Genomic DNA, 22,799 nt, shown 5'->3' on the forward strand with positions numbered 1-22,799 from the left:
TCTTTGTTTTAAAATTAATAATTTTTGAATAAGTACTTATTCGTTATTTGATGATTATGAAGCCGTTAGGGGGAAGTACTCAAACAGAAAAACTTAATCTTCAAATAGTAATCTTTCTGTTTAAATTGTAAATCCCAAAAAAGTTATCTACAACTATTTCTTTTTAGTGTTTGCTTTTCTTCCTGCGTTTTCCTGAGCGGCTAGCAAATAAACCAACGAAGCAGTACCGTCCATAGTAGGTTCGTTCGTAGAATAATCACCGAAATCATCGTGGTATACTACTAAATCGCTCTGGAAAGCAGCGTATTCATCGGGGTTGTACAACTTAATGCCGATTAAATTTTTGTAAATCTGGCCGTAAACCGGACCATCTACCAGCCCGCCATCAATTGGGTAATTGTTTAAATGCATTAAAGACGAATGCGGATCAACGGGAGTATCACCTTTGGCCGGTAAGCCGTACACCATGGAAGTTCCCCACGGGTTTAGTCCAAATAGCCAGTCAATATTCGCTTGTTCGAGTTCAGTAAATTGGGAATCGTTGCTTAGTTGCCGGTACCAATAACATTGCAGGGCAAAGGAAGTAGTTAAATTATTGCTACACCAGATAAAAGGAATTCCCCGGTAAAAAGCATTGTTTTGGGCTTTTTGCCACACCCGGTTAATGCCATCCTGATAGTAATTAATTACAACTTTTCTCGAATCTTCTGGTAAGCGGCTGGCTAACTCGTAATGCCCCATATTAATAAACGGATACCATTGGTAATGTTTAGCTGTGTCGGTACCTAGCCAAGGAGTTACAGGTTCTTTTTGGGCGTATTGTAAAGCTTCTTCTAACCGGTTTTGCCAGGTAGCGGCTAACTCCATATCATCTACCCAATTATCTTCGGCGTAAATGTAAGGTGCTTTAACCGAGGCGGTTTGCGTAACGCCTGGTTTCTTTAATGCAAAGGCATAAGCCGAAATTGATTTTTGTTTTAAACGCTGGCTATAGTTTGAGTCTAGTTTGTGATAAAGCTGAGAACCTAAAGCAAAAGCTCCCGAAAATTTAGCTGCAGTTGAGGAAGTTCCCGTGGTATTATTTAAAAATTTACCTCTTTGTTGCGGCTCTCCGTTAATAAAGTAAATTGGTCGTTCGTAGCCTCGTCCGTAAGCACTATCTTCTTTGGGCAGGCGCATACCAGAATGGTCCCGGTCGTCGGCAATTTGGTTAAACATCCAATCGTCTTGCGGATGCATTTTTAACAGCCAGTCTAAACCCCAACGGGCTTCATCTAAAACGTCGGCTTGTTTGTTTTTTCCTTTTAAACCATTGGCTTGGTGCCGATCAGTAAAAACCGGAGCAAAATCGCGGTAAGCCAATAATAAATGATAAGTAGCATTGGCCGACGTAGTAGAATATTGTAAATAATCGCTGGCATCATGCCATCCGCCTACTACATTTACGTGTGTGCTGTCGGGCATGGGGCCGTACAAAGTATATCCATCATGCGTATGGCAACTATCTTGTAAAAAAGGATTAAAACCCGAACGTTGCTGCCGCAGGTAGCGCAAGCAAAAATCAGCAGTACCCCGATATACCTCTTTGTTAATCTTAAACTCCGGTGAGCGCGCCTGATTCACTCTTAAATAATACCGGCCAGATTTAGTAAAAGAGGTAAAAGCAAGCCGGTAGGTTTGTGTAAATGGACCGTAAGCACCAAAAGCCTTACCGGCAGCACCGCGGTACACTACTTTATTTGTTCGGGCATTTACTAATTCAAATTCTTTTATTTCCTGATTTTGCTTGGAACACCATACGGCCACTTTCACACCCTCGGGTAAATAGCCCAACTGATTAATGCGAATCCAGGCAAGTTCTTCATTTTTTTTATTAGAAGCGCCTGTTAATAAAATAGAGAAAAAACAAAGGACAAAATAAATTCTTTTTTGTACCGAAGAGTTCATGGGTGCTTTTTGGATGAAGCACGAAACTATAAAATAAAGTAAATAATGGTAGAATTTCGTTTAAATATTTGTTTACTGGGTCTTTGAACTGTTGGAGCAAACTTCGCCCTTGGCTAACCAAACCATTTTCCTAGAAAACTATTCCGAACAAAGGAATAAAAACCATTAGCATTTAGGCATTATTGTCAATTAAAAAATTTTAATTCTTAGTAGACCATAGTGTGTACATTTTAAGAAAAGTATACGCTTCCTTTTTAGGAAATAATTGAAAATACATGGGCTTATAGTGTTTAAAATCAACTGAGCTACAAGTGCTGAGTTGCTGATAAATTAATTCAGCTATTCGCTGTTTGGTTTGTCTGCGTATTAAGGCATTTATAGAGTTGAGATAGGATTGGTCTTCTTGAAGTGCCAATCGGGCAATTTTGACGGCACTCAAAAAAAGATTCAAATGAAAATCCTTCTTAGCCTCCTCTCGTGCTTATCATTGAGACATTCCCGTGAACTGCTTAGCATCGCGAAAAACGAATTCGAGTTGAAAACGCAGTTAATAGTATTGCACTACTTGTTGTGGCTCTTGATGGAGATAGGTTGAGGATAGTAAGACGTACTTGTTGGTTTTTATATTGCGCACTAAAACCACTAACAGACTGCGATGATACCTTTTAGAATATCGCCATTGTGCGTAGAGTTGCAGGTAAACATAGGTAGTTTCTTCCCCCATTTTTGACCAACTTGCCGAGTCCTCAACGTTGACTTTCCCGGTATATTTACGGCTCGCTCCTTGCTGTTTGGGTTGGCGGCTACCTTGTGTTATAACTAATATAAATCGGGATCTGAGCGAAGTTTGGTGATCAGATGTTTGCCTTGCTGTCGAAGCGTAGAATAGGGTGCTCCCCAAATTCTGGACAGGATTAGGGGAGCACCATAACTGTCCTCATAACATTCCACCAAGTTATTAATATCCTGCCGGAGTTTGGCTACGTAATGCCCCGATTTAGCTAAACCCGGAGTTTGAAGCCTGATTAACTTTGCCAATATCAAAATTCAAAAAAATGAAACAGTCACAAACTCCCATCATCAGCTTTAGTCCAATTGTATTATCTGTTCCCGGCCGTCACGTAGACCTTGAAATGAAAGTTTCTGCTCCTGCAAGCGGAAACAACCTGCCGGTCATTCTTCTTTCGCATGGACATGGGCCCTCTAACTTTCTCTCTTCATACAAAGGTTATGGGCCGCTTGCTGATTTTTTTGCGGCAGAAGGATTTGTCGTCATTCAACCTACTCACCAGAACTCCAAAGCACTGGGGCTTTCCTCATCCCTTCCTGAAGCACCCTTGTTTTGGAGTTCACGAGCAAACGATATGAAATTTATCCTGGATCATTTAGATGAAATTATTTCAACAGTACCAGGATTGAATGGAAGAGTCGACAAAGCAAAAGTTGCAGCCATCGGCCATTCCATGGGCGGCCACACCGTTGCTATGCTGGCTGGCATGGATGTGACGGATCCTGCAACAGGTAAAATAGTAAATTCCATAGAACCACGGATAAAAGCCCAGGTACTGATCGGCGTGAGCGGTGGTCCCGAAGGTTTTAATGGAGTCAACAGACAGCATTATCCTGTGTTGGCAGCCGGCAATTTTGGCACCATGACTTTGCCTGCGCTTATAGTGAACGGGGACAAGGACGTAAACCTTATGTTCTCTGATGTCGACAATTGGAGAGCCGATGCTTATTATCAAAGTCCCGGCCCCAAGGATCTGCTTACCGTATTCGGTGCCGAGCACATCTTTGGTGGGATATCAGGTTACGATGCCCGCGAAACCAGTGATGAAAACCCCGAGCGTGTTGCCTTTGTATGTCAAAGCATTCTTGCGTATATTCGGAGTACATTCAATCCAAACGATTCAAGTTGGGAACAGGCAAAGAAAATGCTTAACGGAGTACAGGGAGCCTTGGGCAGCATTGAAAGCAAATAATAAACAGATAATATGAAGGATGAAATCTCTAATCATCGATTCGATTCTTTATCAAGGTTGCATAAAGTGCTGGACATACCGGCACCTATGCACCCATTGGTAAGTTTGATAAATAATGCCACAGGTAACATTCCCCTAGAAAGGCTTCCCAACCCGCACATTTTAAATTTTTACAAGATCTCTTATAAGACGAACTTTCAGGGGAAGTTCAAATATGGGCAGCATTACTACGATTTCGACGAAGGGGGAATGTTTTTTGTTTCGCCGAATCAAATCACAGGGGGGCATGCCCCACTCAGTGACCAATGTGGTTATACTTTACTTTTCCATCCGGATTTTTTACTTGGTTACGAACTCGCCAGGAAAATTAAAGTGTTTGGTTTCTTTTCCTATTCTATCCATGAAGCATTGCATCTGTCCGAAAAGGAAAAGACCATTATAATATCTGTTTTTCAAAGTATAGAAGAAGAATTAAAAGACAGAATTGATAATTTCAGCCAGGACGTTGTAATCTCCCAGATCGAATTGCTGCTAAATCACTCCAACCGGTTTTACAGCCGGCAATTTATCACCCGTAAGGCGGTAAGCAGCGATTTACTTCAAAGAACAGAAGAGATTTTGCAAGCTTACTTCCAGTCACCAGACTCGCCCAAGCAGGGACTTCCGACTGTCCAGTTTCTTTCTGAGCAATTAAACGTCAGTACCAGTTACTTAAGTGATATGCTGCGATCACTGACTGGGCAAAACGCCCAACAGCACATTCATAACCACCTGATTGAAAAAGCAAAGGAGCGGTTATCGACAAGTCAGGCTTCGATAAGTGAGATAGCCTATGAATTAGGATTTGAGCATCCCCAGTCCTTTAGTAAACTATTTAAGCTTAAAACCAGTGTGTCGCCCTTGGATTTCAGACGTTCTTTCAATTAACATTGGTTCGTACAGGTTCAGATTCGATTAAATGGCCTTGTTAAGCTAATGCTGAAGATTTAAGGTACTGAGGTCAAATAGCTCAAGGGAGGGTTGTTGGCTGAGTTGTTCATACGGCCTCTTGTTGTTGATCGATGGAAGTTACCAACAAGCGCTTATCGGTTTACCAGCACCACCTGCAGGGTTCGTTTGAAGCGTTTGCAATAAAGCGGCTGCCAATACAAGAGTAGATTGGTAACCACTTTACTGCAAGCCCAGAATAAAGGCTAGCCAGTCGAAGAATTTGCTGAATCCGCACCGGAGGGTGAGTTCATTGAACTTCGAATACCAGGCCAGATTCTCAAAGGTGGCTCGCCCCAGCCAGCTGAACTAGGCCTGGAACACTTCTATCAAAAAATTATGTTGCCATTTACTAGAGCCAGAAAGTTTGCCCATTATTATAGAAAGTATCTCTTGGATGCTCATCGGGCGTAGGTAAGTTGTGTGTTAAGGCTTCTCTACGACCTTTTCTCTTTTCAATTAATCCCCATTGTCCCTTTGCCTCTTAAAACCTGTACGGATTATTAAATTGAACAAAGCACCAATTTAACCTACCTTAAAAATCGGTAAGTCCATTTTATTAAAAAGATATTCCGCGATTGTTCGGCAAAAGCATTTTTCCATAAGCTATTGGCCAAAGGAGTGTTAATATCAGCATTCGCATCGGGGGTATTGCCTTGGGACCAAACTAAATATAACTCAGAACCGGCACGGTATTCCCAACGGGCAACCAGGTTAGAGCGGAACTGCACAAAATTAAAATCCGGCTTGGTGAAACTATAATCGGGAGTGCCATCCTGATTTTCATCTATCTTGTATTCATCATTACTTAAACTCATCTGGCTTCTATCCACTAGTTGAAAACGTTGGTCATATTTGCGGGCTAATGGCTTGGATACATAAGCAAAGTTGTCGTACACCGGACGCGTAATGTAGGGTTGTCCGTAATATTGCACGGTAAGGTCGGGGGTAATATTATAGCTTATTCTACCGGTAAAGCGTAACGTTTTTTGGGCTACCCGCCCCACAATGGTGCGGGTCTGGTTATTAGAAGTTACCTCGCTCACGTATTGGTCTTGTCGACGCCAATTATACGAGTAGCTGCCGGTTAAACTTATTCGAAGGGCGTTGATTGGTTGGAAGGTTGTTGTTAAATCTATATTGTTTCCTTTTACAGTATTACTAAAACCCCAAAAATTAAATGTTTCTAGAGTAACATAGAATTTCTTGCGCATGTCGGATATTACGTAGAAGAAATTTCCTAAACCAGGCGGACGACGAATAGACGAAGCTCCCCGGAGAGCATTATTTGATATATCGAAAGTGTTCCAGGTTAAACCCATACCAGATTGCCAGTAATTTTTAAAAGTTGCATGCGAATTAAAATTAAAAGCTTGGTACAGAAACTGACCGCCATAATCCCACCGGGCCCAATGATTATAATTTAAACGGGCATTCCGGAAAATAGAAAAGGGTTTTTGATAATGTAAACCGGCCCAGGTAAAATGATTAATTTCATTGGCTGTAAGCATAAAACCAAGATCATTTAATTCCAGACCAGGAGAGCGTAAGGTTACGCCTGTTTCAAATCTAAAAACCTGTCCCAACTTACCTGTTTTCCCGCCAATTTTACCAAACCTAAAAGTCCCTCCCATCCCGGCCAGAGAAGTGCGGTTACTATCTACGGCTACTTCGCGGGCATCTGGGCGTTGAAATACATGCTCGAAGCTAGTTTGAGTATTTAAAATGGCCTCTTTAGTGCCTTGTACCTGGCTAAAAACTACGTTTCCGCGAATGTACCAGGTTCGTTCTTTCCAATATTGCACAAAGTCTAACCCACCGGAATAAGCATTCCGGTGGAGTTGGTCACTTAAACCTTTCTCGCGGTTTACGCCAGTTATTATTCCGCCTAAAATGGTATTACCCGCTTTAATGTCTTTCTGCAAACGTCCAACAAAGTAATGGGTAAGCGGTTCTATCAGTTCTTCTCTTCGTTGTCCGTCATGATCGATAGTAGCTATTTCTCGTTGCGTAATGCTTTCCAGAACGCCAATGCTCCAACCTTTTTTGGTTTTACCACTAAACTTAAGTGCTCCCAGAATTGAAGTATTTTGGGGTGATTTCAGGTATTCGTCGTCGTTAATTTCCGGATTGCCGTGCGGAGAACTACCAATCCGACGGGAATAAAACAATAAATCGCTGTCGTAATCGCCCCCGGCTTCGGAACCGGTTAATCGGTAATCAAAAATATTGCGGCTTTCAATGAAAAAAGGCCGTCGCTCTTCAAAAAAATTCTGAAAACCATCAATCCGTACTTGAGAAGGATCTGCTTCTACCTGGCCAAAATCGGGATTTATAGTAAAATCTAAAATTAAATCGTTAGTAATAGCAAATTTACCGTCTACGCCGGCGTTCATTTTAGAATCAGAACCTTTGGCAAACGGATTTCCTTCTTCTTTCTTATAACGGTCGGTTTGGGCAGTTACGTAAGGGGCAATTTCTACTTGGCGGTGCATGGGAATGCCATGTAACCCGTGCAGTTCCCCAAAGGCGCTCACCCACACTCCGGCATTTTGCGGGATATTTTGCCACGTAGAACGCTCTTCTTTCCGAAACAATCGCCGGATAATCTGGAGACCCCATACTTTTTCGGGTTCGTTGCCGTACCGTAACTGGCTAAACGGAATTTTCACTTCACCGGACCAGCCCTCGGAATTTACATGCGTTTTGGCAAACCAGATGGGGTTCCAGCTCGCATCCCAGTTATTGCCGTTGTTCGACACAAATTCATCGCTGCGCACCCCCGAGACGGACAAATTAAAGGAAAAGGCCGTCCGCTGATCGTGGTAACTATCAATGTTTATTTCTATCCAATCACCCGGAAATTCGTCTCTTCGTCCCATGCGTTTAATAATGGAATCCGGTGCTGCATCGAGGCAACGGTAAGCGATGTACAGGAATTTGGTATCGTATAAAACTTTGAAATTTGTTTTTTGGGAAGGAGGTTTGCCCCCGTTGGGTTGGTATTGCGTAAAATCACCACCCCACTCTACCGCCTTCCAGGCTTCTTCATCGGGCACGCCGTCTAAGTTAATAAGGCTGCCTGAAAGCTGTTTTGTAACATATTTCTTCTTTACCTGAACAGAATCGGCAGGAGCACTTTGAGCAGCTCGAATAAAAAAAAGTAAGAGTAAAAGCAACCAAGCTTTTTTCATACAATTAAGGATAGAAATTGAATATGCTTGCAAGTAGTGAAAAAGGAAAATTTATTAATCAGGTAAACGAACCTGCACCAACCACCTAAGTTTAGAGATAATGCTTGAAAACGATAGTGGAAAAAGTCCGAAACTTAAAAGCTAATCAGGTCACCACTATTACTTATTTTTAGATAACTTCCCTTTATCCGGAAAGTAACAGCATCAACAGAAAATTTAATTTCTTCGCTCTTAAGCAACTTAAGAGCGAAGAAATTAACCTGTACTCCTTATTTGGAAGGAGCTGTAATAAAAACTTAGTGAATCCCGAAAAACTTTCATCCTTCTACCGTTGTCTTCTTTTAAACAAAGACGACCAAAGCAAGAAAACCTTACATGAAAAGGAATATTTATTAAAACTATCTTAATATCAGGTAGTAATTAGAAAGCTTAATAGTTTTGGATGAGGAAGAAGGATATAGAAAGCGGTTTGCCTTTTATATGGTAATTTCTTTAGCCTTCTTTCATTTATGGTTAAAGAGTACCTTCCCCTTTTATAAACCCTATTTTTCTCTTTTCGTTACCTAAGTTTGAGTATATAAATTAAGGTGAGAATCAGAAAAGTTTACCGGTTAATCTTACTTCTTTTGGTAATAGCAAGTAATAACTTTACGGTTGTCGGTCAGGGCTTAACAGCAGAAGTATTTGCCGGAACATCGTGGAGTTTGCCTACTACTTTGCGGATAAATCAGCGCGGTGAGGAGATAATTAAATTTGAAGCGCGCTACCATACCTTACCTTGGCACGGTTCCCCGTATTATGCTTACCGGTTAGGCTACCAAAAATGGAGTGCCGAGTTAGTGCACCATAAATTATATTTGCAAAATCCTACTTCAGAAATAGAGCATTTTGATGTATCGCATGGCTATAATCTGGCTATGCTTAGCCATATTGTGCCTTACAGAAACTCTCCGAGTATTATCCGGATTGGTCTGGGAATGGTAATTGGTCATCCGGAAGGACGTATCCGAGGCAAAGCGATTAATCCCGTGAAAAGCTTTACAGGCGGAGGGTATCATGTTTCCGGAATTTGTGTACAAGCCGCAGTTGGTCCACCTATAAGCGTAGCAGAGCATTGGTTTTTCCGGCCGGAAGTAAAGCTTACAGCTGCCTGGACCCGTATGCCCTTGCTCGGTGGTGGCACCGCCACTGTACCCAATATTGCCCTGCACACCTTGTTTGGTTTTGGCTACCGAAGCGCACATTAAGTTAGTGGTAAGTTGTTAAGCACTAATTAGCGCTTTTTGTAAAATTTTTAAGCTTCTCATCCTTTTCACACGGAAGAACCGCCAATAGGAATATAAAACTATTGCTAAAAACCCTAACTTTCTCCCAAACAGACTTAGCATTCATAATCTTACTGCATGAAATCTAATATTTTAAAATTTTGGCTATTACTCTTTGCTATAGCTTGTCAGATTTATCCGGTTGTGGCTCAAAACAGCGGCGCTATAACCTGGTTAAAATCCGGTAAGGCTTTTGTACAGCAGGAAGAAGGGAATATAGTAAAATTCACTTTGCCCGGGCGTGAAAAGCAGGTTGTTCTGGCGAAAGAAAAACTAATTCCGAATGGTCAAGCTACTCCCCTGGCTTTCCGCAGCTTTACTTTTTCTGCGGACGAACAAAAAATTTTACTTTTTACCAATACCCGCAAAGTCTGGCGAGAGCATACGCGCGGCGATTATTGGGTCTACGATTTAAAAAAGCAAACCTTTACGCAAATTGGTAAGAACCAACCCGCTGCAAGTTTAATGTTTGCGCAATTCTCGCCGGATGGCAATCAGGTAGCCTATGTGAGCCTGCATAATATGTACGTAGAAGATTTAAGCGCTAAAACTACTAAGCCCCTCACTTCCGACGGCACACGGAAGATTATTAATGGCACCTTTGACTGGGCTTACGAAGAAGAATTTTTCTGTCGTAATGGCTTCCGGTGGAGCCCTGATAGTAAGAGAATCGCTTATTGGCAGATGGATGCTAACCAGGTAAAAGATTACTTAATGGTAAACCTAATAGATTCAGTTTACTCGCAGGTAACACCTGTAGAATACCCCGTAGCTGGTGAAGCACCTTCTCCGTATAAAATTGGCGTAGTAGAAGTAACTAATGCTAAAACTACCTGGCTGCAATTACCTGGCGACCCGCGCCAGCATTACGTTCCTCGCCTGGAATGGACCGCAAACCCGAACGAGATTATTTTGCAGCAGCTAAACCGCAAACAAAACGAGAGTCGTTTATTTATTGGGCAGGCAACTACCGGAAAAGTAAACCTAATTTACCAGGAAAAAGAGGATGCCTGGATTGATGTGCTGGCCTTGTGGGACCCCAAATATGCGAACGGCGGCTGGGATTGGTTAAATAAGGGACGCGAGTTTTTGTGGGCCAGCGAAAAAGACGGCTGGCGCCACTTGTACCGGATTAGCCACGATGGTAAAAAAGAAACTTTAATTACCCGCGGCAATTACGATGTAATGGAAATTATAAAAGTAGTAGAGCCCGAAGGTATGGTTTACTTTACGGCTTCACCCGAAAATGCAACACAAACGTATTTGTACCGCACTCGATTGGATGGTAAAGGTAAATTAGAACGTTTATCGCCGACTATCCAAGCCGGCACGCACCGATACGTTTTATCGCCCAACGGCAAATTTGCCCGCCACTTGTTTTCGAACTACTACACGCCTCAGACTTCCGAATGGCTAAGTTTGCCTGATCATAAATCTTTAGATAAAACCAGCGCCGTAACAGATGCGGTGGCAAAAGCCGATAAAGCAAAAAGCAACCTGGAATTTTTAAAAATTAAAACCAGCGAAGGGGTAGAAATGGATGCCTGGATGTTAAAACCTGCTAACCTGGATAAAACCAAAAAGTACCCGGTGGTATTTAACGTTTATACTGAGCCTTGGGGACAGATTGTGAAAGATGTGTACGGCATTAGTAATAATCGCTTATACAAAGGTAATATGGCCGATGATGGTTACGTGTACGTGGGAATAGATAATCGGGGTACGCCTGTACCTAAAGGGCGGGAATGGCGCAAAAGTGTTTACCGCAAAATCGGCTTAGTCAACATCAATGATCAGGCCTTAGCGGCTAAAGAAATTTTAAAAATGCCCTTTATAGATACCGCGCGCGTAGCGGTTTGGGGCTGGAGCGGAGGCGGTTCAGCTACGTTAAATTTACTATTTCAGCACCCAAAAATTTATAAAACAGGGATAGCGGTAGCAGCGGTAGGCAACCAACTAACTTACGATAATATTTACCAGGAACGCTACATGGGCTTGCCCCAGGAAAATAAAGAAGATTTTGTAAAAGGCTCCCCGATTACCTACGCTAAAAACTTACGCGGCAATTTACTTTACATCCACGGTACCGGCGACGACAACGTGCACTACAACAATGCCGAACAACTCATTAACGAACTCATAAAATACAATAAGCAGTTTCAAGTAATGCCTTATCCAAACCGCACGCACAGCATTTCAGAAGGAGAAGGTACTCAAGAGCATTTATCTACTTTATATACTAATTATTTGAAACAGCATTGTCCGCCAGGTGGCAGGTAGAATGAAGAGGTCAGTTGGAAAAGGATATAAAAAAAGCCAGACGTTTTAAGTCTGGCTCTACTTTGTTTACTAAAACTTACTGTCTTTAGTTTACATTATTATTTAACGCGCTTGTTATCATTTAGGTTACTCTGTTTTAAAAATTTAGTATCCATATTCATGAAAGTCAAAATACTAAACTCCAATAAACATTAGCTGCTTATAATAGAATTTTTAATACTCCTATTTTTTAAAGAGCCAATTTGCTGATTTTAGCTTTTAGATTGTTGTTACGCAGGATTCGAAAATCAGGAAGTAAATCCAATTTCAAATAAAATTTATAAGTAAGTGGACAGCCGCATTAAGATTGTAGAGAGTAGATTAGTGCCATAAAATTCATATTTCATTTTATTAGCTTCTCTACACTACTGCTTTTTAAATAATCTCTCAGATTAAGTAAGGCCGGGTTAGGGTTTTCTTTGCGGGAGAGCATTAACAACGGAATGTTTTCGGCAGCATCTTCCAGAGGAATAAATTTTACTTTTAAATTATAGCCATTTTGTACATGCTGCGGAAGCAAGGAAATGCCAAAACCACTTTCCACTAGCCGGAGAACGGAATTTAATTGGGAGGCATGATGCAAAATATGCGGCGTAAAACCAGCCCGGGAACATAAAACCACAAAACTATCGAAAATAGTTGGGCCGCACTCCCGGGTAAAAGTGATAAACTTTTCTTGTTTTAAATCTTTTACTTTAATTTTTTCTTGACCAGCCAGAGCATGGTTTTCGGGCAGTATGGCTACAAAAGGTTCGTTCAAGACAAGGTCTTCCTGTAAGTTTTCTACGTGTAGCCAGGTTCGAACAAAAGCAACGTCCAGGGTACCGTTATTTAATTCGTGTACTAAATTCAGGTTGGGTTGTTCTTCAAAATGTAATTTCAGGTTAGGGTAGTTTTTAGCAAAATCAGCTAATAATGTGGGCAAGGCACTGTGCATTACGGCTCCTACGTATCCAACTTTTAATGTACCGGTTTGTCCCTGGCCGTGAGTGGCCAGGCGCTTCTTTACCGTTTGCATTTGCAACAACATTTGTTTGGCATCCTGCCACAGCTCAGATCCGGCTGGGGTTAATTTTACGCTGCGTTTTGTGCGTTCAAAAAGTGCTACTCCCAAATCATTTTCTATTTGCTGAATCATGCGGGTAAGGGGCGGCTGCGAAATATGCAGACGCTCGGCGGCCCGGCCAAAATGCAGTTCTTCCGCTAAAACCAGAAAATAATTTAAGTGCCGCAGGTCCATGTGTTATACCTTTTTGGTATTAGTTCTTGACAAAAATAGTATTTCCGGTATTAAAGCCAAACAATTTACTTTGTATGCAAATCTATCAGAACTATGAAAAATTTACTTTTTTCCTTGGTAGTAATCAGTTGGTTACATCCAATAGATTCACAAGGTAACAAACTCCACCCCAGTGAATCTATTTGCAAAAGCAATGCTATTTATAAAAGCAAAATAGATTCTATTTACCTAAACTCATTCGAAACTTTAACTAAACAGAAGTATATGATTTTAGATGTAACCAGCAACAAGGAAATTGTAAAAGCTTTTCTAACAGAAGTGCGCTCAGGCAAGACGCCGGATAATGCCAATCTTTACCTGGCAGAAACGGTACTGGCGCACCAGGTAAATGCCGAGAATGAAACCACGGTTAAACGTACCCCCGAAAATTACGCGGATCACGTGCGCGAGTTTTTAACCCAATACGGTGATTACTCTTTCCAAATTACAGAATTATTAGCCGAAGGAGATAAAGTATATGCCCGCTGGAAACAAACCGGCCACCATCTTACCAACCTGGATGGTTATGCCCCCACTGGCAAACCTTTAATTGAAATTGCGAGTGCGGTTTACCGGGTACAAAATGGAAAAATAGTAGAATACTGGATTCAAATTGATCGGTTTGGCTTTGAACAACAGCTAAAACAGCATGCAGGCAAATGAAACTGTACCTACGTTCATCCGCTAAGCTAATTAGATATTAAACTCAACCATTTAAAAGAATAAGTAAAATTTAGTATAAGAATTTCGAAAGTAGAAGACAAAAAAAGCCAAACGTTTCAAGTCTGGCTTTTCTTTATTTACTAAAACATACTTGCTTTAGCTTACACTATTTAATAACGGTATTTCAGTTCTTAGGTTACACTTTCTTGAAAAAGAATTTAAGTTTTTTTCAAGTTTATTTATTACGAAAAGCCAAGTACCGGATGTGGTTGGTAAGGCTCTTCTAACCGCTTAATTTCCGCCGGAGTAAGTTTAACTGATAAGGCTCCCACAGCGTCTTCCAGGTGACCAGGTTTACTCGCGCCAATAATGGGGGCAGTTACTATAGGCTTGGATAACAGCCAGGCTAAAGCCACTTGCGCGTTCGGAATACCATGTTCCTGGGCAATATCGTTCACTAAATTCGAAATATGAAAATCATCATCGCGGGTGTAAATAGATTTGCCAAAAGCATCGGTACGGGCCCGTTCGGTTTCATTACCGCCTTTGGTGCGTTTTCCAGTAAGTAAGCCTCGTGCCAATGGCGACCAAGGAATAACGGCTATTTTCTGATCTTGACAAAGAGGCAGCATTTCGCGTTCTTCTTCGCGGTAAACCAGATTGTACTGGGGCTGCATGGATACAAAACGCGTCCAGTTGTGTAAGTCGGCGGTGTAAAGCGCCTGGGCAAATTGCCAGGCAAACATCGAAGAAGCGCCAATGTACCGGGCTTTTCCTGCTTTAACCACATCGTGCAAAGCTTCTAAGGTTTCTTCTAAAGGCACCTCATAATCCCACCGGTGAATTTGATACAAATCTACGTAGTCGGTTCCTAAACGCCGCAGGCTCGCATCAATGGCGCTCATAATGTGTTTCCGCGATAAGCCTTTGTCATTTGGTCCGGGACCCATGGGCCCATGTACTTTAGTAGCTATTACTACGTCCTCCCGTTTAGCAAAATCCTTTAAAGCACGCCCAACTACTTCTTCGCTGGCTCCGTTGGTGTAAATATCAGCGGTATCAAAAAAATTAATTCCGAGCTCTAGTGCCTTTTGTATAAATGGCCGGCTTTGTTCTTCGTTTAAGGCCCAGGGCCAACGCTCAGTTGGGATACCGTAGGTCATACAACCCAGGCAAATTTTAGACACCTTCATGCCGGTGTTACCTAAGCGGATATATTCCATCTTTCGTGTTTCAGTAATTTTATTTATTTCAATTTAGTAAAACTTATACTTAGCCCGAGATTTCGGCGGTATTTAGCTGGTCTAATACCTTTATATCTTCCGGCGAAAGCTTTATTGAGGCTGCCTGAAAATTTTCTTCGAGGTGTTTAACTTTAGAAGTTCCGGGTATAAGTAAAATATTGGGAGCATGGTACAAGAGCCAGCTTAAGGCAATTTGTTGTTTAGAAGCGCCATGCTTTTGCCCGATTGTGTCTAGTTTAGCCAATGCTTTAGAATTGCCGCCGGCAAGTGGGTACCAGGGAATAAATGCCATGTTTTGCTGACGGCAATATTCCAGTTCTTCTTCCCATTTGCGGTTATCCACGCTGTACATATTCTGCACCGATACCACCTTAACGTATTCCTGGGCTTTTTTAATTTGATCAACGGTTACTTCCGAAAGACCTATGTGTTTAACCAAGCCTTCTTCCTGTACTTGCTGCAAAAACTCTAAGGATGTTTCGTAAGGTACTTCGGGGTCAACGCGGTGTAATTGATACAAATCAATTTGGTCTAGTTTTAATCGTTGTAAGCTTCCTTCCAGCGCTTCACGCAAATGGTCGGGGTGCGCGTTAATAGGCCATTGGTTTGGACCTGTACGCAATAAGCCGCCTTTCGTCGCAATTACTAAACCTGCTGGATAAGGATGTAAAGCTTCGGCAATTAACTCTTCGGATACGTGCGGCCCATAGCTATCGGCAGTATCGCTAAAATTAATTCCCAATTCAACAGTTCTTTGTAATACCCGAATGGCTTCTTCTTTATCCTGAGGTGGTCCCCAGATACCTTCTCCGGTAATACGCATAGCACCATACCCCATACGGTTAACAGTTAAATCACTACCAATCGTAAAATCGGCAGAAAAGGCGGATGTTGTTTCGCTAGCCATATTTTTTTACTTTTTAAGTTAAATTTAAAATGAACTTCGTTTTACGTACACCATAAGGAGGTGTTGATGCAAAAAAAATTCTTCTCGTTTACAGTCCAGAAGCAGATTTGTTTTAAGGTTATTAAAATGGATGTATGAATTTTTCTTTCTGAAACCTGACACAAGCCTATTCCTTTATTTGCAGTATAATTTAGAGCAGCATTCTTAATTTATATTTAAACAGGTGTGAGCATTGTAGTTTCAACTTAAACCAAATAGTAAAAAGAACCTTCGATTGTTCAAACCCGGCAGGTTTTGAAAACAGGATTGTCGGAAATAGAAGTTTAAAACAGTTTTTTCTACTTATTCCCCTTCTTCTGGCAGGATTTAGCCAATTTAGAATGCCTGTAGTAGTATTTTCTATAAGATTATAGTAGGTAATCTCCCTTTTTACCAACCAACCTCCTTCTTTTCTGCCGGTTAGTTACTTTCAGGATGACTAAAATGGAAGAAGTAGTTATCATCAAACTATTGTTCCGGCATGTTTTCGACATTCCCGTTTTTAATACCTACCGGGTTGGCTTCTTTTTAATATACTCTTATTATAATTAGTAAATACTACCTGGTATTAATTCCTACTATGAAAGATACGGGAGCGGCTTAGGTTCAATGAAATGTAAGAGAAGGTTTGTGTTGGTGGTTATCCTGGGTGTTTGTAGAGCTAAAATCAGGATAAAACCAAAAATTTTATCACCGATTTTAGTAAAAGTAATTAGATAAGATAATAAAAAAGTAAAATATAAAGGCAGAGTGAAGCTAGCTGAGCAGCCAAGCCTCTGCTTCTGCATCTGTTTCAAAGACTTCAATTTGCAAGTAAGGCTGCGCTAGCCGGAAAAACTTTTCGAAGGACCTTTGGCCATAAACCCCGGGTGCCAGAACGTGCGCGAAGTGAATAACTCCCAAGGCGTTTGCTTCCATTACCCACTTGTTCCCCAGATATAATGCACCTTCGTCCCAGGGACCAATTAATTCTTTGTTGCTATTTAAAATAGCCATGCATGGTTCTTTACGCAACATAGATAAAACCAAATTGGCCCCTAGCATAATAGCCTCCAAGGATTGAATGCCAATCCAGTTGGCGAAAATGTACGAATTAGCGCCTTTTCTTTGTGCCTCAAAAAACAAGTCGCCGTTTACTTTTTTTAATTCATTTCTCTCCATTAAAGCTTAATAATTCTGTCGATCTTGTTTTCATGCGTTGGTTCACGATCAATAGTTTAATTCAATAAAGCACTTTTTCGGTGGATAAAAAATTTTTAATAGCCTCTATAGTTTCTTCTGGAGCACTTAAGTTAGGGCAATGCCCGGTGGCATTTAGTATTACTAAATTACTATTGGCTATACTTTGTTTCATATAGTTTCCTACTTCTAAGGGCGCAATTACATCATTCTGACACTGCAGAATTAAAGATGGAACCTGAAGTTTTTTTAAATCGGCCCGGTTATCAGAAAGAAAAGTAAGCCTGGCAAAATTCCGGGCTATTTCTTCGTTACTCCGGCAGAAACTGGCTGCCAGTTCTTCGCTCCATTCGGGCTTCTCGGCATTTCCCATTATAACCGGGGCCATTGCCACCGACCAGGCTAAATAGTCACTATCCAACGATTCCAGTAAATTGTTAATGTCCTCCTGAGCAAATCCACCGGAATAATCGGTATCATTAATGTAGCGCGGCGATGGAGCAATCAAGATTAATTTCTGAAAAAGATGCGGGGCAGTAATAGCCGCTAGTACTCCAACTATGGCACTTACGGAATGTCCTACAAAAATTATATCTTTTATATTTAACGCATTTGCTACTTCTAAAATATCATCGGCGTAAGCTTGCAAAGAATCGTACTTCTGAGCGGTATATGCCGAAACATCGGATTTTCCGAACCCCATTTGATCCAGAAGAATAATTTTATAATTCTCTTCAAATGCAGGTGTAACAAAACGCCACATATTTTGGTCGCAACCATAGCCATGGGCAAATAGAATGGGAGTTTCACCTTTCCCTTTAGCGGTTACATTATTTCTTTTGAGCACATCTTCCATAATATAAAAACTTGGTTAAAAAAGAGAGATGTTAAGCGAATTGAAAAAGCTAAGATAAAAATTTAGTAATTTTTATCCATTTAGTCTAAAGCTGCTTGCAAAACAAGTTCAAGTATAAAACTTAGACAGTAAAGGAGTAATAATGAATTATAACTTTAATGTATATTCTTTATTTGTTTCAATAAAAACTAGTTTAAATAATAAAACACTTAATATACTTACTTACGAGATTTTACTAGAAAAGTCCTTCTAAAACGTAACAATATGGTAAATTTAAGTATTTAAGAGTTCATGTAACTGAAATAGATTTTATTATATACTAACGCAGTTGCTTTTATATTATTTGGGTTTATTCCTTAGTTGCGGTAATTCAAACAACTAAACCAAATCCTGTTTACAAAAAATTAATCTGCAGCCACTCATTGCTCCAATGGAGCCGGCGCTGGCACCCTGAACTTAATAAGGAATTTAACAATGCTTACCTCGAAGATGCAAACGAATAATTAGTAGCTGGCTGTACCCTAGCCTATAAAAGTTATCATCCGGATTGGTCAAGCTTATTTAACGATGTAACTTTTCAGGCAAGTTGGGTTTTGCTGCGATATGATTGTAATTAGATAATCAACAATTACCTTTCTTTAGAATTAAAGCAATAGTTATAGTCTAAAAAATAAGGTTGGTAAGGAGTAGTTCTGCTAATCAGGTTATAAGCAGAATTACTAAATTTTCTATTTTAGGATGGGGTACCCAAGTAAAATTTATAGGCTTGTCTGAAGGATAAAAATAATTTGTACAGAATAAAACTAGGTAGTGATGAATTAAGCTAAAGATTTGGTAGCAATTCCGATGTAAAAATAACTGGCCACTTTAGGTACTCCTGCATATTCTTTCCGGAGTTTACTAAACTGAAAGCCGGCCCCGGCAATAAGCGCTTCTATATTCCGGTCGAGATGACAACCATCCGCAATAACTTTTTGAACGGGCGTGAGCCGGTGTTGCCATTTTTGTACCTGCGGTTCGTTACTTAGGCCATGCTCTACAAATAAAAACTGGCCTTCCGGTTTAAGCACCCGGTAAATTTCTATTAAAGCTTTGCTCACTTCCACAATGCTACAAAGAGTCCAGGCGCTTACTATTGTATCAAAAGTAGCATCCGGAAAAGGCAGTTGCTCCGCATTTATGGTATGATAGTTAACCTGAATAGAAGATTGAGCAATGTTTTTCTGAGCTAAATTTTTCATACCATCGTTCACCTCCACAATATTAATTTCTTTAATATTGGCCGGGTAAAAAGGCAAATTTAAACCAGATCCAAATCCAATTTCCAGTATTTTCCCATAAGCATGGTTTAGTAATTCTGCCCGGTAAGGAGGAATAGCCTTAATAGACATAAATTTATTCATTAACCACGGTGAAACATATTTCGAAAATATACCCATCTTATTTAAATTATATTTTTAGAATTCTGTATAAAGCTAATTTTTTAGATAGTTCAAATTTAAAATCGTTAAAGCTTAATAGAAAAAGCTTTTTTCCGGTTGATGGGACAATTTTAACGAGGAATATTTGCAATATAAATTCTATTTAAAGAAAGTTTAGCTTTATCTTCCTAGTCCTATATCTTACTCTTTATAATCTTAATTTCGTGGCAATATTTTATAAAAAGAGGAGCTTAAGTATTTAAACAGAATATGAAATTAGATGGTGGTAAAAAATTATTATCTGGATTTGTAGAATAGAATAACAAGGTTAAGAACCTATTTTTAAGACTTACTTTTAAACTGTTCGAGCCAGTCCAAAGCGCTTGCACGATCCGTAAACAAGCGGGTAGGGTTTTTCGGTTTATTAACCATAATATAAAAATTAGCCATCATTTTCAGCATGGGCGAGTTTACTACCATGCCACTGGCTACAACTAATTCGTTGCCCTCGTTGGCCATATAGTCGCGGGCTTCTTTAGTAGTTTCTTTTACTTCCGTAATATCAAATAAGCAGGGGTAGGCGGTGTTTTTAAAAAAAATAATCCGGTCTTGTACAGCAGTTTTTGCTATAAGTAGGTCCAAAACATTCAGCTTTTTGTAGTAGGCCTGGAAAATACCGTTTTGTAAAATCATGGTCACATAAGTTGTATCTTTCTTCCTTACTCCGCTATCTCCTTCAAATGGTTCCATTTAACTATCCTATAACATGCAACATGACAATATTCATTAATAAAAAGTGAAATATTAAGCATTTCTAAGACTAATTTTTGGGGACCTACGAACAATTTTCTTAGGGTTAGGCAATAAATTTATTACTTCTAACTACCTTAAATATCCTTAATTAAATGACGGAGCTAAGGTAAAGGAATTAAAGTGTTTTCCTCATAAACTTCATACATATTATATAATTTACTAACTTATAGACACTTACTATTAAATTAATTTTCTTTCGTCTAAGACTGATTACCTATCTAAATAACTTACCTTTTCGTACTAAAGAAGCTGTTTAAAAGAACTTTCTCATAAAATTACTGGCTTTAACCTTTGTAAAAACCTTATAAATAAGGCACATCACTTATTTGCCAGATCTTTATTAATGGACTTTATCTAACTCTAATTTACCAAATAGAATTCTTAAATACGGATTATTACAGCCATAGCTTGTTTCAAAAGCACTGCCAAGCTTAAGTAGATTTTCTTTAAAAAAGAGACTATATATCTAATTATTTTAATAAATACGGATTTTGTTAAGTAGCCTGAACCAGGTTAAATCATCTGTTGTACCTTCAAATTGAAATTAGAAGTGGAATAATTTAAGAAATAAGGAGCGTAAGAAAATATAAAAACTTTATTTCAGAAGCAATGGTAAATAGACTAGAAATAACTTGTAGGAGACATTACCGTTGAGAATTTTCCTGCTAACCGTCAAGTAAATTTAGTTAATCCTTTAAAACTGAAAATGTATCAATTAAGTGTACTGTTTTTAGGTTGGGATTTTTTTTCTGAAGTAGCTAATGGATCAGAAACTAATAGCTACTGGATGGCTAAAGCTATGTCTACTCAACTGGCTATATCTTTAATTTTACCAAAAGCAAACCCGGATGTAGTTCCAGATAATATAAATGTAACGGGGTTAAATAATATAAATTTTGATTCATATTCTTCTGGCAGCCGTTTACCGAAAGCTCAACCTTTTGCCGAGGCCGATTACATTCGGCAGGAAATCCCCCTTTATGGCTCTCCAGACAAACCTGAGAATCAACGGAGTTATTTAAAGGAAAGAAGGCCTGATTTTATTAATTTAAAGGAAACTGTTTCTGAAAACAGCAGTGATGGTTCTAAAACTAAAATCATCAATATTTTTGATTCTGTCAATTGGGATACACTAACCGTAGATTCTCAAACCATAGAATATGCCCGATTTGCAACTCGGTTTGCCGCCGATCGCTCTTACGATTTAATTTTTGCCTCTAATTGGTTGACTTATTTAGCGGGGATCGAGCTACAGTTAGTTACAAGTAAACCTTTGGCTATTTATATACCAAGTTTATCCCAGGATCACAGTGATCTCAATAACCAAGGTTGGAAATACGAATTAGAAAAAATGGCTATTAAACGGTGCGATTATATATTTACTCCTAACTCTGCTATTGCTAGCAATATTAAAGCAGGCTACCAGGTTTCACTCGATAAAATTTTCAATTTAGATTCTACTATGAAAGGAGCAAAAACTGATTTAAAATCGTTTAACAATACTATCCCACTAGATAACGCCGGAAATTACATTTTTCAAAATAACTTTGTTCCAACAGATAACCTAATTACATCTGAAAACCCGCTCTTGGAATGGGAAATTCAGGCCAATAAAATAGTTAAAATATTGACTGACAGATTTAAACTGACAACCAAGTAAAAATTTAACAGGTTTAAAGCCGTTTGAATAAGCCAATTTTAGAAAACTTACTTAGTGGTGACTTAGTATTATTTTGTGATTGTAACTAAATAGTAGACGGCTAATAATAACACTGATGTATTAAAGTATACCATGTATAAGTAAGAAATAAGGCTTACTTAATTTTACTAATTTAGTGGGGTTCTAAAAATTTATTTTTAACATATTCTTACCATCCAAATCTCTCTCCATTACTCACCTACTATCAAACCAATATTCGGTATACCAAACAAAAAAAAATGTACTTTACCACTATAATCAAATCAATTTAACTAACTAAAGAATTAAGAAAAGTATAGTACCCTTAATGTCACGGGAACATTCATATTATTTTAAAATTAATGCGTTAATCTTTACCATTTAAAAAAATTAAGAACTTTGATTAGTTGATTGGTAATGTTGTAAGTTTTATTGAATATTAGATGAAATTTTTTATTATATTCTTAATATTCAATGTTAAATTATTTGTCTGTGAAATCAATTTGATGTAGTTTTGCTGCTAGCATGATAAAGGCGATAGTAAGATATCTTTTAAGCCTGAGTATACTCCTGTTAAGTGTATATAGTACTCTGTATGCACATTCATATCAAGAGTGTATATGCCATGCTTCCAAAAAGGTTCTTTTTAAGTCTGAACGAGCCACTTTTGGCTCCTTGCACAATAGCCAGACCCTGCTCCTCAAGTCTACTTTATCCAGCACAGAAAAAGAGACCTGTAAAATTATTGCTGCCGAAATTGAAGAAGAGAAACATGATTATATTTCTTTTAAGAAATTTTTAGAAGGCAGTAGTTACTTTACTTCTCTATTTTACGCTCTGGCATTTGGCTTCTTAAGCTTCCTCTTCCTAAAATGTTTACCTTCCTGTAAGCATTCTATTTATTTCTCTTCTTATAAGTGGTACCTCTTATTCCGGGTTTTCCGGATTTGATTCAAACTGCAATCA

General features: G+C 39.4%; 16 protein-coding genes. 6 read left to right on the forward strand and 10 right to left on the reverse strand.

Annotated elements, in window-relative coordinates:
* Nucleotides 1-153 precede the first annotated feature (153 nt).
* Nucleotides 154-1,947 carry a glycoside hydrolase family 9 protein gene (locus HUW48_RS11680; RefSeq protein ID WP_182415840.1) on the reverse strand — a complete coding sequence of 598 codons (1,794 nt, stop codon included), beginning with the start codon at nucleotides 1,945-1,947 and terminating at the stop codon, nucleotides 154-156.
* A gap of 819 nt (nucleotides 1,948-2,766) precedes the next feature.
* Nucleotides 2,767-2,985 carry a hypothetical protein gene (locus tag HUW48_RS11685; protein WP_182415841.1) on the reverse strand — a complete coding sequence of 73 codons (219 nt, stop codon included), beginning with the start codon at nucleotides 2,983-2,985 and terminating at the stop codon, nucleotides 2,767-2,769.
* Between the two features lie 17 nt (nucleotides 2,986-3,002).
* Here HUW48_RS11685 and HUW48_RS11690 point away from each other — a divergent pair, with 17 nt between their 5' ends.
* Both HUW48_RS11690 and HUW48_RS11695 read left to right on the forward strand, forming a co-directional pair.
* On the forward strand, nucleotides 3,003-3,929 hold the full coding sequence (locus HUW48_RS11690) for an alpha/beta hydrolase family protein (protein WP_182415842.1): 927 nt from the start codon (nucleotides 3,003-3,005) through the stop codon (nucleotides 3,927-3,929).
* 12 nt (nucleotides 3,930-3,941) lie between these two features.
* The gene (locus HUW48_RS11695; protein ID WP_182415843.1) at nucleotides 3,942-4,856 is read left to right on the forward strand and encodes a helix-turn-helix domain-containing protein; all 915 of its coding nucleotides are present in this window, start codon (nucleotides 3,942-3,944) and stop codon (nucleotides 4,854-4,856) included.
* 590 nt (nucleotides 4,857-5,446) lie between these two features.
* Here HUW48_RS11695 and HUW48_RS11700 read toward each other — a convergent pair.
* Nucleotides 5,447-8,110 carry a DUF5916 domain-containing protein gene (locus tag HUW48_RS11700; RefSeq protein WP_182415844.1) on the reverse strand — a complete coding sequence of 888 codons (2,664 nt, stop codon included), beginning with the start codon at nucleotides 8,108-8,110 and terminating at the stop codon, nucleotides 5,447-5,449.
* Nucleotides 8,111-8,736: 626 nt separating this feature from the next.
* On the opposite strand from HUW48_RS11700, the gene HUW48_RS11705 reads away from it, so the two are divergent.
* Nucleotides 8,737-9,357, forward strand: a complete 621-nt coding sequence (locus HUW48_RS11705) for a hypothetical protein (protein WP_182415845.1) — start codon at nucleotides 8,737-8,739, stop codon at nucleotides 9,355-9,357.
* Between the two features lie 156 nt (nucleotides 9,358-9,513).
* Nucleotides 9,514-11,715: a S9 family peptidase gene (locus tag HUW48_RS11710; protein ID WP_182415846.1), complete on the forward strand. Its 2,202-nt coding sequence runs from the start codon at nucleotides 9,514-9,516 to the stop codon at nucleotides 11,713-11,715.
* A gap of 382 nt (nucleotides 11,716-12,097) precedes the next feature.
* On the opposite strand, the gene HUW48_RS11715 is transcribed toward HUW48_RS11710, so the two are convergent.
* Nucleotides 12,098-12,994 carry a LysR family transcriptional regulator gene (locus tag HUW48_RS11715; RefSeq protein WP_182415847.1) on the reverse strand — a complete coding sequence of 299 codons (897 nt, stop codon included), beginning with the start codon at nucleotides 12,992-12,994 and terminating at the stop codon, nucleotides 12,098-12,100.
* 93 nt (nucleotides 12,995-13,087) lie between these two features.
* On the opposite strand from HUW48_RS11715, the gene HUW48_RS11720 reads away from it, so the two are divergent.
* On the forward strand, nucleotides 13,088-13,696 hold the full coding sequence (locus tag HUW48_RS11720; protein ID WP_220464018.1) for an ester cyclase: 609 nt from the start codon (nucleotides 13,088-13,090) through the stop codon (nucleotides 13,694-13,696).
* 242 nt (nucleotides 13,697-13,938) lie between these two features.
* On the opposite strand, the gene HUW48_RS11725 is transcribed toward HUW48_RS11720, so the two are convergent.
* The 6 genes from HUW48_RS11725 to HUW48_RS11750 form a co-directional block, all read right to left on the reverse strand.
* Nucleotides 13,939-14,919 (reverse strand): aldo/keto reductase, encoded by a 981-nt coding sequence (locus HUW48_RS11725; protein ID WP_182415848.1) that lies wholly within the window; start codon nucleotides 14,917-14,919, stop codon nucleotides 13,939-13,941.
* Nucleotides 14,920-14,968: 49 nt separating this feature from the next.
* Nucleotides 14,969-15,847 (reverse strand): aldo/keto reductase, encoded by an 879-nt coding sequence (locus tag HUW48_RS11730; protein WP_182415849.1) that lies wholly within the window; start codon nucleotides 15,845-15,847, stop codon nucleotides 14,969-14,971.
* Between the two features lie 795 nt (nucleotides 15,848-16,642).
* Nucleotides 16,643-17,047 carry a hypothetical protein gene (locus HUW48_RS11735; RefSeq protein ID WP_182415850.1) on the reverse strand — a complete coding sequence of 135 codons (405 nt, stop codon included), beginning with the start codon at nucleotides 17,045-17,047 and terminating at the stop codon, nucleotides 16,643-16,645.
* Nucleotides 17,048-17,108: 61 nt separating this feature from the next.
* A complete protein-coding gene (locus HUW48_RS11740) occupies nucleotides 17,109-17,921 on the reverse strand; it encodes an alpha/beta fold hydrolase (RefSeq protein ID WP_182415851.1) in 813 nt (270 codons plus the stop codon).
* 818 nt (nucleotides 17,922-18,739) lie between these two features.
* Nucleotides 18,740-19,312 (reverse strand): class I SAM-dependent methyltransferase, encoded by a 573-nt coding sequence (locus HUW48_RS11745; RefSeq protein WP_220464019.1) that lies wholly within the window; start codon nucleotides 19,310-19,312, stop codon nucleotides 18,740-18,742.
* 372 nt (nucleotides 19,313-19,684) lie between these two features.
* Nucleotides 19,685-20,092, reverse strand: a complete 408-nt coding sequence (locus tag HUW48_RS11750; RefSeq protein WP_182415853.1) for a DUF7793 family protein — start codon at nucleotides 20,090-20,092, stop codon at nucleotides 19,685-19,687.
* Nucleotides 20,093-20,861: 769 nt separating this feature from the next.
* On the opposite strand from HUW48_RS11750, the gene HUW48_RS11755 reads away from it, so the two are divergent.
* On the forward strand, nucleotides 20,862-21,815 hold the full coding sequence (locus HUW48_RS11755; RefSeq protein WP_182415854.1) for a hypothetical protein: 954 nt from the start codon (nucleotides 20,862-20,864) through the stop codon (nucleotides 21,813-21,815).
* Nucleotides 21,816-22,799: the final 984 nt, after the last annotated feature.

Source organism: Adhaeribacter radiodurans, from assembly GCF_014075995.1.
GTDB classification, from domain to species: domain Bacteria; phylum Bacteroidota; class Bacteroidia; order Cytophagales; family Hymenobacteraceae; genus Adhaeribacter; species Adhaeribacter radiodurans.

Excerpts from the sequence above, each read along its gene's own strand:
- HUW48_RS11680 (WP_182415840.1), bottom strand. The coding sequence starts at position 1,947 with ATGAACTCTTCGGTACAAAAAAGAATTTATTTTGTCCTTTGTTTTTTC.
- HUW48_RS11690 (WP_182415842.1), top strand. The coding sequence starts at position 3,003 with ATGAAACAGTCACAAACTCCCATCATCAGCTTTAGTCCAATTGTATTA.
- HUW48_RS11695 (WP_182415843.1), top strand. The coding sequence starts at position 3,942 with ATGAAGGATGAAATCTCTAATCATCGATTCGATTCTTTATCAAGGTTG.
- HUW48_RS11700 (WP_182415844.1), bottom strand. The coding sequence starts at position 8,110 with ATGAAAAAAGCTTGGTTGCTTTTACTCTTACTTTTTTTTATTCGAGCT.
- HUW48_RS11710 (WP_182415846.1), top strand. The coding sequence starts at position 9,514 with ATGAAATCTAATATTTTAAAATTTTGGCTATTACTCTTTGCTATAGCT.
- HUW48_RS11715 (WP_182415847.1), bottom strand. The coding sequence starts at position 12,994 with ATGGACCTGCGGCACTTAAATTATTTTCTGGTTTTAGCGGAAGAACTG.
- HUW48_RS11720 (WP_220464018.1), top strand. The coding sequence starts at position 13,088 with ATGAAAAATTTACTTTTTTCCTTGGTAGTAATCAGTTGGTTACATCCA.
- HUW48_RS11725 (WP_182415848.1), bottom strand. The coding sequence starts at position 14,919 with ATGGAATATATCCGCTTAGGTAACACCGGCATGAAGGTGTCTAAAATT.
- HUW48_RS11730 (WP_182415849.1), bottom strand. The coding sequence starts at position 15,847 with ATGGCTAGCGAAACAACATCCGCCTTTTCTGCCGATTTTACGATTGGT.
- HUW48_RS11735 (WP_182415850.1), bottom strand. The coding sequence starts at position 17,047 with ATGGAGAGAAATGAATTAAAAAAAGTAAACGGCGACTTGTTTTTTGAG.
- HUW48_RS11740 (WP_182415851.1), bottom strand. The coding sequence starts at position 17,921 with ATGGAAGATGTGCTCAAAAGAAATAATGTAACCGCTAAAGGGAAAGGT.
- HUW48_RS11745 (WP_220464019.1), bottom strand. The coding sequence starts at position 19,312 with ATGTCTATTAAGGCTATTCCTCCTTACCGGGCAGAATTACTAAACCAT.
- HUW48_RS11750 (WP_182415853.1), bottom strand. The coding sequence starts at position 20,092 with ATGGAACCATTTGAAGGAGATAGCGGAGTAAGGAAGAAAGATACAACT.
- HUW48_RS11755 (WP_182415854.1), top strand. The coding sequence starts at position 20,862 with ATGTATCAATTAAGTGTACTGTTTTTAGGTTGGGATTTTTTTTCTGAA.